This window comes from Isoptericola sp. NPDC057391, assembly GCF_042668085.1.
Taxonomy (GTDB): Bacteria; Actinomycetota; Actinomycetes; order Actinomycetales; family Cellulomonadaceae; genus Isoptericola.
Genome location: NZ_JBHVBO010000153.1, coordinates 1 through 10,113 on the forward strand (window position 1 = coordinate 1; position 10,113 = coordinate 10,113).

General features: G+C 76.1%; 7 protein-coding genes. 5 read left to right on the forward strand and 2 right to left on the reverse strand.

Annotated elements, in window-relative coordinates:
- Window positions 1–121 precede the first annotated feature (121 nt).
- Genes ACFUVW_RS16420 through ACFUVW_RS16435 form a run of 4 tightly spaced genes read left to right on the forward strand, consistent with a single transcriptional unit; the run spans window position 122 to window position 4,296 of the window.
- On the forward strand, window positions 122–1,090 hold the full coding sequence (locus ACFUVW_RS16420; RefSeq protein WP_430572389.1) for a CorA family divalent cation transporter: 969 nt from the start codon (window positions 122–124) through the stop codon (window positions 1,088–1,090).
- A 60-nt stretch (window positions 1,091–1,150) separates the two neighbouring features.
- Window positions 1,151–1,900 carry a response regulator transcription factor gene (locus tag ACFUVW_RS16425; RefSeq protein ID WP_430572390.1) on the forward strand — a complete coding sequence of 250 codons (750 nt, stop codon included), beginning with the start codon at window positions 1,151–1,153 and terminating at the stop codon, window positions 1,898–1,900.
- A gap of 6 nt (window positions 1,901–1,906) precedes the next feature.
- Entirely contained in the window at window positions 1,907–3,310 is a 1,404-nt protein-coding gene (locus ACFUVW_RS16430; protein ID WP_430572391.1) for an ATP-binding protein, read from the forward strand.
- Window positions 3,307–4,296: a TAXI family TRAP transporter solute-binding subunit gene (locus tag ACFUVW_RS16435; protein ID WP_430572392.1), complete on the forward strand. Its 990-nt coding sequence runs from the start codon at window positions 3,307–3,309 to the stop codon at window positions 4,294–4,296. The genes ACFUVW_RS16430 and ACFUVW_RS16435 overlap by 4 nt, the downstream gene beginning before the upstream one ends.
- Before the next feature lie 3 nt (window positions 4,297–4,299).
- On the opposite strand, the gene galE is transcribed toward ACFUVW_RS16435, so the two are convergent.
- Both galE and ACFUVW_RS16445 read right to left on the reverse strand, forming a co-directional pair.
- Complete coding sequence (gene galE, locus ACFUVW_RS16440) at window positions 4,300–5,403, reverse strand: UDP-glucose 4-epimerase GalE (protein ID WP_430572393.1); 1,104 nt, start codon at window positions 5,401–5,403, stop codon at window positions 4,300–4,302.
- A gap of 92 nt (window positions 5,404–5,495) precedes the next feature.
- Window positions 5,496–7,676 carry a HelD family protein gene (locus ACFUVW_RS16445; RefSeq protein ID WP_430572394.1) on the reverse strand — a complete coding sequence of 727 codons (2,181 nt, stop codon included), beginning with the start codon at window positions 7,674–7,676 and terminating at the stop codon, window positions 5,496–5,498.
- Between the two features lie 365 nt (window positions 7,677–8,041).
- Here ACFUVW_RS16445 and ACFUVW_RS16450 point away from each other — a divergent pair, with 365 nt between their 5' ends.
- Complete coding sequence (locus ACFUVW_RS16450) at window positions 8,042–10,081, forward strand: heavy metal translocating P-type ATPase (RefSeq protein WP_430572395.1); 2,040 nt, start codon at window positions 8,042–8,044, stop codon at window positions 10,079–10,081.
- Window positions 10,082–10,113 lie beyond the last annotated feature (32 nt).

The window sequence follows — 10,113 nt, forward strand, 5'->3', positions numbered from 1 at the left end:
CGGCAGTTCGGGTTCGCGGCGGCAGTTCGAACTGCCGCGATGAGCACGAACTGCCGCCGTCACGCGCGCCAGGGCTCGCGCCCGGCGCGCCGTTCGGCCCGGTTCGTCCGAGAATGCGGGAGTGACGGACGAGGGGACGCCGGCGGGCGAGTGGTTCGTCGGGACGCACGGCGCGCCGACGACGACCACCGACGACGACCACCCGGCGCGGTGGCTGCACGTCACGGACAGGGAGGCGTTCCTCGCCGGGGCGCAGGAGATCGACCCGGCGCTGCGGGAGCGGCTCGCGCAGGCGCACGTCGCGCGGGGCGTGCCGAAGCGGCCGACGGCGGTGGTGCGCTGGCTCGACGACGACTGGGTGGCGGTGCTCACCCCGACGGTCTGGTTCACCGAGCACGACCGGCAGGTGCACACGGGCGAGCTGGGCGTGCTCGCCGGCCCGGACGCGGTGCTCACGTTCGAGGCGGGGGACGCGGGCGTGCACGAGCACGCGATGGACCGCCTGCGCGGCCCGGGCCCCACGCACGGCTCCGGCGCCCAGCGGGTGGCGCTCGCCGTCGTGCTAGGCCTGGTGGGCGTGGCGTCCGAGGTGGAGGTGGCGCTCGGGGACGCCGTCGCGGACACCGAGCGCCTCGTCTTCGACCGCACGACGGCGGACCCGGTGCAGCGCCTCTACGACCTCAAGCGGGAGATCACGGAGGCGCGGCGGGCGCTGCTGCCGGTGTCCGCGGAGCTGCCCGAGCTCACCACCGACGAGCGCCGCGTCGTCGCCGACCGGCGCACGCTGGAGCGGGTGGCGACGACCGTCGAGCGCATCGACCGTCACCTCGACGCGCACGACGACCTGCTGTCCGACATGCTCCAGGTGCACCTGTCGCAGGTGTCGGTGCGGCAGAACGAGGACATGCGCAAGATCTCGGCGTGGGCCGCGATCCTCGTCTACCCCACGGTGGTCGCGGGCGTCTACGGCATGAACTTCACGCACATGCCCGAGCTGCACTGGCTGCTCGGCTACCCGTTCGCGCTGGCGCTGATCGCCGTGGGCTGCGTCGTGCTCTACCGCGTCTTCCGGCGCGTGGGCTGGCTCTGAACGCCGGTGCGACGCTCCGCTACCCTGTGCGCTCCAGGCGCCCGACGGAGGGACGGTCCCGTGCAGCTGCTCGTGGTCGAGGACGACGACCATGTCGCCGGCGCGCTCGTGTCCGTGCTCGGACGGCACGGCTACGAGGTGGTCCGCGCGCGTGACGGCGCCTCCGCGCTGCGCGAGCTGAGCCCGCGCACCGACATGGTCCTGCTCGACCTGTCGCTGCCCGACATCGACGGTTTCGAGGTCTGCCGCCGCATCCGCCGCGTCTCGGACACCCCGATCATCATGGTGACGGCGCGCACCCGGCTCGACGCGCGCATCCGTGGCCTCGAGCTCGGCGCGGACGACTACGTGACCAAGCCGTACGACGTGCGCGAGGTGCTCGCCCGCATCGACGCCGTCATGCGTCGCGGCCGCGGCCGCGAGTGGGACGGCGCCCGCGCGGAGGCCGCCGACGCGCGCGTGCGCGTCCGCGGCCTGGTGGTGGACCTCGCGCGGCGCGAGGTGCGGCGTACGGCCGGCGCCGTGGGCGACCGGGTGGGCGACGCCGTGGGCACCGTCGTCGAGCTGACCCGCAAGGAGTTCGACCTGCTCGCGCTGCTGGTGCGCCAGCGGGGGTCGGTGCTCACGCGCGAGCGGATCCTGCGCGACGTGTGGGGCTCCAGCTGGAAGGGCCTGGGCCGCACCCTCGAGGTGCACGTGGCTTCCCTGCGCCGCAAGCTCGGCGAGCCCGACGTCGTGGAGACGGTGCGCGGCGTGGGCTACCGGGTGGCGGCGCCCGACGGCGGCGGGCCCACGGGCGCGGGGGCGTAGACGTCGATGCGGACCCGGCTGGCGATCATCCTGTTCGTGCCCTGCGTGCTGGTGCTGGCGCTGCTCGGCACCGCGTACGCGGGCAACGTCGCGCGGGCGAACCAGCAGGCGGTCTACCTCGACCGGCTCGCCGACGCGGGCTACCTCGTCATCACGGCCCGCCAGTCGCTGACCGCGGACGACCCCGCGATCGTCGAGGGCGACCTGAACCGCTACCGCGAGGTGTACGGGGTGGAAGCGGCCGTGGTCGACCAGTCGGGCGCCACGTGGGCCACGAACGGGCTCGACCCGCACGCGGTGGACGAACGGCAGGCGGCGCTCGCCGGCCGCCGCGGGGAGTCCGCGGTCAGCGCGCTGCCGTGGAAGGCCGACCGGGTGGTGGTCGCCGAGCCCGTGTACGACGGGGCCGACCTGGTGGGCGCCGTCGTCACCGTGTCCGACGCGGAGGAGGTCTCCCGCAGCATCTGGTCCAGCTGGGGCATCCTCGCCGCCGCGGGCCTGGCCATGTGCGTGCTGGCCGTCGTCATCGCACACCGCACCGCCGGCTGGGTGCTGCGGCCGGTGCGCGCCGTCGACACCGCGATGGGTGAGATCGGCCGCGGGCGGCTCGACGCGCGCATCCCGCCGTCCGCGGGGCCGCCCGAGCTGCGCGAGGTCATCACGCGGTTCAACGCGATGGCCGCCCAGGTGGAGCACTCCATGCACCGCCAGCAGGAGTTCGTCTCGAACGCGTCGCACGAGCTGCGCAACCCCCTCAACGCGCTGATGCTGCGTGTCGAGGACCTCGCCCTGTCGACGCCGCCGGAGCACGCCACCGAGGTGGCGCACGTCCGCGCCGAGGCGATCCGCATGGCGCACATCCTGGACGCCCTGCTGCTGCTGGCCGACGACGCGAACCTGACCGCGGGCGCCCACCCGCTGGACGTCGCCGACCTCGTCGCGCGGCGCGTGGACAGCTGGCGGCTGCTCGCCGTCGGACGCGAGCTGACCTTCGCCGACCCCGGCGGCGGCGCGTGGGCCGAGCTGAACCCGATCGTGCTGGAGTGCGCGTTCGACGCCGTCCTCGACAACGCGGTGAAGTTCTCGCCCGACGGCGGCCGCATCGACGTCGCGGTGACCGGCGGGGGCGCGGGCGGGGACGTCGAGGTCGTGGTGCGCGACCACGGCGCGGGCGTGCCGCCCGAGGAGCTGGGCCGGCTCGCGGAGCGGTTCTGGCGCTCGCCCGGCCACAGCACGGTGCGCGGCTCCGGGCTCGGCCTCGCCATCGCGTCCGAGCTGCTCGCCACGGGCGGCGGCGGGCTGCGCCTGGGGCTCCCGGACGGCGGCGGCCTGGAGGTGCGGCTGCGTGTGCCCGCGCTGGCGGCGGCCGACGCCGCGCCGGTCGACCCCGCGGCCGAGGTGACGTCGTGAGGGCGGGGCGTGTCCGGGCGGCGCGCCTCGCCGCGCTGCTGGTCGCGGCGCTGCTGGCGGTGCCGGTGCTCGCCGCGTGCGTGGGCGACGACACCGCCGGCGACCCGTGGGACGGGCAGCGCCCCGACGCGCTCACCGTGGCCACGGGCGGGTCGACCGGGATCTACCACGCGTACGGCACCGCCGTCGCGCAGGTGCTCGAGGACCGCTACGACGTGCCCGTCGAGGTGGCGGAGACGGGCGGCTCGGTGGAGAACCTGCAGAGCCTCGACGACGGCACCGCGCAGGTGGCGTTCAGCGCCGCCGACGCCGCCCGCGACGCCGTCGCGGGGGAGGGCGAGTTCGACGAGCCGCTCGACCTGCGCGCGCTCGCCCGCGTCTACGACGACTTCCTGCACCTCGTGGTGCCCGCCGACTCGAACGTGCGCTCCATCGACCAGCTCCGGGGCAGGCGCGTCTCCCTCGGGGCGCCGCGGTCCGGCACGGCGCTCATCGCCCACCGGCTGCTCGCGGCGGCCGACGTGCCGGCCGCGGACCTCTCGGACGCCCGCCTGGGCCTCGACGCCTCGCTCGAGGCGCTACGGGCGGGCGAGATCGACGCGTTCTTCTGGTCCGGCGGCCTGCGCACCCCCGGTCTGACGGCGCTCGCCGACGAGGTCCCGGTGCGGCTCGTGCCCCTGGGCGACCTGGTCGAGGAGGTGCGCTCCCGGTACGGCAGCGGCTACCGGCACGGCATCGTGCCCGAGGGCATGTACGGGTCGTCGCGGGTGGTCGAGACGCTCGCGGTGCCGAACTTCCTCATGGTGCGCTCCGACATGCCCGACGCCGAGGCGCGCACGCTGGTGTCCACGCTGTTCGACGCGCGGGGCCAGATCGCGACGCAGGTGCCGTCTGCGGCCAACCTCGACCGGGTGCGGGCGATCTTCACCGACCCGGTCGAGCTGCACCCCGGCGCGCTGCGGTACTACCGCGACACGAAGGACTGACGGCTACCAGGCCGCGGCGGCCGGGACGGCGGAGACGAGCCGCAGGCGGTGGCCGACGCCGCCGCGCCACGGGGCGGACGGCGCGAGGGCCGTCGGGTACCCGGTGGGGTTGCGCTGGTGCCAGCGCCACAGGTCGAGGCAGATGTCCTCGATGCCGCGGGAGGCGCGCCAGCCGAGCTCGGCCTCCGCGCGGGCGGGGTCGGCGTACGACACGGCGACGTCGCCCTCCCGACGTGCCCCGACGCGGTACGGCACGGTGCGGCCGGTGACGCTCTCGAACGCGCGGACCAGCTCGAGCACGCTGGTGGGGCGCCCGCTGCCGAGGTTCCACGTGGACAGCTGGTCCTCGGCGTCGCCGAGCGCCGCCAGCGCGGCGACGTACCCGGTGGCGAGGTCGTCCACGTGCACGTAGTCGCGCATGGCCGTGCCGTCGGGGGTCGGGTGGTCGACGCCGTGCACCTCGAGGCCGTCGCGCAGCCCGGCGGCGGCCTCCGCGACGGCGGTGAGCAGGCTCGCGGACGCGCCCGTCCGGTCCGGCCCGAGCGAGCCCGAGGGGTGCGCGCCCGCGGCGGAGAAGTGCCGCACGACGCCCACCCGCAGGGCGGGTCCGGCGTCGGCCACGACGTCGCGCAGGATCTGCTCGTTCATGGCGTGGCTGCGGCCCACCGGCCCGGTGGGCGCGAGCGGCGCGTCCTCGGCGTGCGGCAGGTCGCGGCCCTCGCCGTACACGGCGGCCGACGACGACACGACGAGGCGGTCGACGCCGTACCAGGCCATGCAGCGCAGCAGCGTGAACGTGGTGCCGAGGTTGGTCTCGTAGCTGTCCAGCGGGCGCACACCGCGCGCGCTGGGGCTCTTGATGCCCGCGAGGTGCAGCACGGCGTCGAAGCCCTCGGTGTCGAAGAGCCGCTCGAGGGCGTCGATGTCGGCCCCGTCGAAGACGTGCACCGGCACGGGCCGACCCGCCAGGACCTCGACCCGCTCCAGCGCGGCGGGGGCGCCCCGGGAGAAGTCGTCCACCACGACGACGTCGTGCCCGGCCCCGAGCAGCCGGAGCACCGTGTGAGACCCGACGTACCCGGCGCCTCCGGTCACCAGGACGCGCATGGGAGTTCCTCGCTTCACAGCTCACGTGCGGTTGATGTCGCGTCGTCATCTTCGTGGCGGGGACCGGGCGCCCGCAGGCGATTTGAGGAAGGTCAGAGGGTGCGAACCGTCACCTGGGCCAGCTCCTGCGTGCACCGGGTGAGCGCCACGTAGAGCCCGTTCCAGCCGCGCGGCTCGCCCGCGATGCCGTCGGGGTCGACCACGACGGCGGCGTCCCACTCGAGGCCCTTCGCGTCCGTCGCGGACAGCGCGGGCACGCCGTCCGGCAGGACCTCGCGCAGCGTGGCGAGCCGGGCCGCGGGCGCGACCACGCCCACCGTGCCGCCGTCGTACCGGCCGGCCATCCCCGCGACGGCCTCGGCGACGACGCCGGGCCAGGAGGCGTCGTCGGCCGTGGCGCGCCAGGGCGCGACCGGCGCGGACCGGACGGCGCGGGGCGGGGCGTTGCGGCTGCCCGCGCGGCGCAGCACAGGCACGGTGAGCTCCATGACCTCCCGCGGGGTGCGGTAGCAGATCGTCAGGTCGGCCCGTCGCCAGCGGTCGCCGAGGGCGTCGCCCACGGCCTCGCCCCAGTCGGTCTGCCGGTGCGCCGACGACGCCTGGTCGATGTCGCCGACGGCGGTGACGGAGCGGGTCGGGCAGCGGCGCACCACCATGTGCCACTGCATGCCGGACAGTTCCTGCGCCTCGTCCACCACCACGTGCCCGTACGTCCAGTCCCGGCGGGCGGCGGCCCGCGGGGCGAGGAAGACGCCGTCGTGGCCCGGGCCGTCGTCATCCGGTGCGGACGCGGGCTCGTCGGGGTCGCCGAGCAGGTCGGTGAGCGCGTCGAGCAGCGGGACGTCGCTGCTCGCCCAGCCGTCCGCCCCGCCGGCCGGCTCCGCGACGACGAGCGCGACCTCCGCGGCGGTGAGGTCGGCGCCGTGCGCGGCCAGGAGGTCCGCGTCGTGCAGCAGGCGCGCGAGCTCGGCCTCCGGGTCGCGGCGCGGCCACCACGCGTCGAGCGCGGCGGCGACGCCGCGGTCGGCGGCGACGCGCTCGCGCAGCGCCTCGAGGTCCGCGTCCGAGAGCACGCCGTCGACGTCGGAGCCGGTCGCCCCGGTGGGCACGGCGCGGTCGTCGGCGGCGGCGAGCCGGGCGTCGAACTGGCCCAGCACGTCCTCGAACCCCTCCTCGGCGCGGGCGAGCAGCTCGGCCTGGCGGTCGGCGACGGCGTCCACGAGGAGGTCGTGCACGCGGTCGGTCACCCGATCGCGGGCGCGGTGGTACGAGCCCGCTCCGGCCGCGGCGCGGCGCGCGGCCGCCACCTGGGCCGCGGGCAGCACGTACTCCTCGCCGTCGAGCACGAGGGCGAGCGGGCCGTCGTCCGGCTCGAGCGACGCGACGAACCGGCGCAGGGCCGGGAGCCACGACGACCGGCCCTTGAGCTCCGCGACGTCGCGCCCCTCGGCGCGCGTGGGCCGGACGCCCGGCACGAGGGTGTCGCACGTCGCCGAGACGACCGCCGTCTCGCCGAGCGCCGGCAGCACCTGGGCGATGTAGTCGAGGAAGCGCGTCGACGGCCCGAGCACGAGCACGCCGCGCTCCGCGAGGTGCGGCTGCGCGAACAGCAGGTAGGCGACGCGGTGCAGCGCCACGACCGTCTTGCCCGTGCCCGGGCCGCCCTGCACCACCAGCGGGGTGCGGGCGTCGGCGCGGACGACGTCGTCCTGCTCGCGCTGCAGGGTGGCGACGGCGGTGCCCATGCGCCCGGTGCGCCGCTCGTCCAGCGCGGCGAGCAGCGCTCCCTCGCCGACGAGGCCGGATTCGTCGAGGCCGCCGTCGAGCGGCTCGTCGTCCACGCCGACCACCTCCGGGCCGCGGGTGCGCACGTGCCGGCGGCGTCGCACGCCCTGCGGGTCCACCGGCGTCGCCGTGTAGAACGGGCGGGCGACGGCGGCGCGCCAGTCCACGACCAGTGGCTCGTCGTCCTCGGTCGCGCCGGGCAGGCCGACCCGGCCCAGCCGCCGCACCGAGCCGTCGTCGCCGTCGAGCCGCCCGAAGACCAGGCCGTGGTCCGCCGCCCGCAGCTCCGCGCGCCGGGCGCGCAGCCGGGCGATCCGCGCCCGGGCGGCCGCGTCCTCGGGGCGTGCCGACGCGAGCGTGACCTCCAGGTCGCCGAGCACCGCGGCGCGTCGCGACCAGGCGGCGTCGAGGGCGGCCTGCTCCTCCACGATCGCGCTGATGACGTCGGTGGTGGTGGCGGTGGAGACCTGGGGGGTGGGCTGGGGCACGGGACCTCGATTCGTACGGTGTACGGGAGACCCTGGCCCAACGCGGCCCCCCGCGGGATTGTTCCCGGCCCCGGCGTCCGGCAGCCGGGTCGCAGGGGATCGCGGAATACCGGCTGGGGGTATATGGTTGCCGACAGAGATACCCCGCGGGGGTATCGATCACAATCGCGAACCCGTCCGTCCGAGGCAAGGATCGAGCTGTGGACCACTCCTCTCACGACCAGCACCCGGGGCACCGGCGTCCCGACACCGCGCGCGTCCTGGAGCACGACCACCACGCGCACGAGGGGCACGACGCGCACGGCGGTCACGACGCGCACGCGGGCCACGACACGACCGCGCACGACGCCCACGCCGGCCACGACATGTCGGGCCACGGGGGCCACGCGGGTCATGGCGGCCACGCAGGCCACGGCGACCACGTCGGTCAGTTCCGCCGCCTGTTCTGGATCATGCTGGCGCTGGCGGTGCCGACCGTCGCGCTGTCGCCGATGTTCGCGATGGTGCTCGGCTACGAGCTCCCCGACGCGGCATGGGTCGACTGGGTCTCGCCGGTGCTCGGCACCGTGATCTACGTGTGGGGCGGGCGGCCGTTCCTCACGGGGGCGGTGTCGGAGCTCCGGTCCCGCAAGCCCGGGATGATGCTGCTCATCGGCCTGGCGATCACCGTCGCGTTCGTCGCCTCGCTGGGCGCCAGCCTCGGCGTGCTCGACCACCAGCTCGACTTCTGGTGGGAGCTGGCGCTGCTGGTCGTGATCATGCTGCTGGGCCACTGGATCGAGATGCGCTCGCTGGCGCAGACCACCTCGGCGCTCGACTCGCTGGCCGCGCTGCTGCCGGACGAGGCGGAGCGCGTGGAGGGCGAGCGGGTCGTGACCGTGCCGCCGTCGGACCTGCGCGTGGGCGACGTCGTCCTGGTGCGCCCCGGCGGCAGCGTCCCTGCCGACGGTCGCGTGGTCGACGGCCGCGCCGAGATGGACGAGTCGATGGTCACCGGCGAGTCGCGCACCGTCGGGCGCACCGTGGGCGACGCCGTCACCGCCGGCACCGTCGCCACCGACTCCGGCCTGCGGGTCGAGGTCACCGCCACCGGCGACGACACCGCGCTCGCCGGCATCCAGCGCCTGGTCGCCGAGGCGCAGGCGTCGTCGTCACGGGCGCAGCGCCTCGCGGACCGCGCGGCGGGCTGGCTGTTCTGGTTCGCGCTCGGCGCCGCCGTCGTCACCGCGATCGCGTGGACGGCGTTCGGCCTGCCGGACGACGCCGTGGTCCGGACCGTCACGGTCCTCGTCATCGCCTGCCCCCACGCGCTGGGCCTGGCCATCCCGCTGGTCGTCTCCATCGCCACCGAGCGGGCCGCCCGGGGCGGCGTCCTCGTCAAGGACCGCCTGGCGCTGGAGAGCATGCGCACCGTGGACGCCGTCCTCTTCGACAAGACCGGCACGCTGACCAAGGGCGAGCCGACGGTCGCGGACGTCGCGACGTCGGGCACCGGCGCGGGCGACCTGGACGGCGACGCCGTCCTGGCGCTTGCGGCCGCCGCCGAGGCGGACAGCGAGCACCCGCTGGCCCGGGCGATCGTCCGGGCGGCGGAGGCCCGCGGCCTCGACGTCCCGCGCGCGACGGACTTCTCGTCGTCGCCCGCCGTCGGCGTCGTCGCGACGGTGGACGGGCACGAGGTGCGCGTGGGCGGCCCCCGGCTGCTCGAGGAGCAGCGGGCCGACGAGGTCGCGGAGGCCGAGGCGTGGCGCGGCGACGGCGCGATCATCCTGCACGTGCTGCGCGACGGCGCCGTCGTCGGCGGGCTGAAGCTCGCGGACGAGGTGCGGGCGGAGTCCGCCGAGGCGGTCGAGGCCCTGCACCGGCTGGGCGTGCAGGTCGTGATGATCACGGGCGACGCCGAGGCGGTGGCGCGGTCGGTGGCCGACGAGCTCGGCGTCGACCGGTTCTTCGCCGGCGTGCGGCCGGAGGACAAGTCGGCGCGCGTCGCGGAGCTGCAGGCCGAGGGCAAGCGGGTCGCGATGGTCGGGGACGGCGTCAACGACGCCCCGGCGCTGGCCCAGGCCGACGTCGGCATCGCGATCGGCGCCGGCACCGACGTGGCCATCGCGTCGGCGGGCGTCATCCTCGCCAGCGACGACCCCCGGTCGGTGCTGTCCGTGATCGAGCTGTCGCGGGCCAGCTACCGCAAGATGAAGCAGAACCTGTGGTGGGCGGCGGGCTACAACCTGCTGTCCGTGCCGCTGGCGGCGGGCGTGCTCGCCCCGGTCGGGTTCGTGCTGCCGATGTCCGTCGGCGCCCTGCTGATGTCGCTGTCCACCGTGGTGGTGGCGCTCAACGCGCAGCTGCTGCGGCGGCTGGACCTGCGGCCCGACGTCGCCACCCGGGGCGTGCTGGGTCGCTGACCGGCCCGCCCGAGCCCGGCCCCCGGTCCGCG

Coding starts and splice junctions, on each gene's coding strand:
- galE (WP_430572393.1), bottom strand. CDS start 5,403: ATGCGCGTCCTGGTGACCGGAGGCGCCGGGTACGTCGGGTCTCACACG.
- ACFUVW_RS16450 (WP_430572395.1), top strand. CDS start 8,042: ATGTCGGGCCACGGGGGCCACGCGGGTCATGGCGGCCACGCAGGCCAC.
- ACFUVW_RS16430 (WP_430572391.1), top strand. CDS start 1,907: ATGCGGACCCGGCTGGCGATCATCCTGTTCGTGCCCTGCGTGCTGGTG.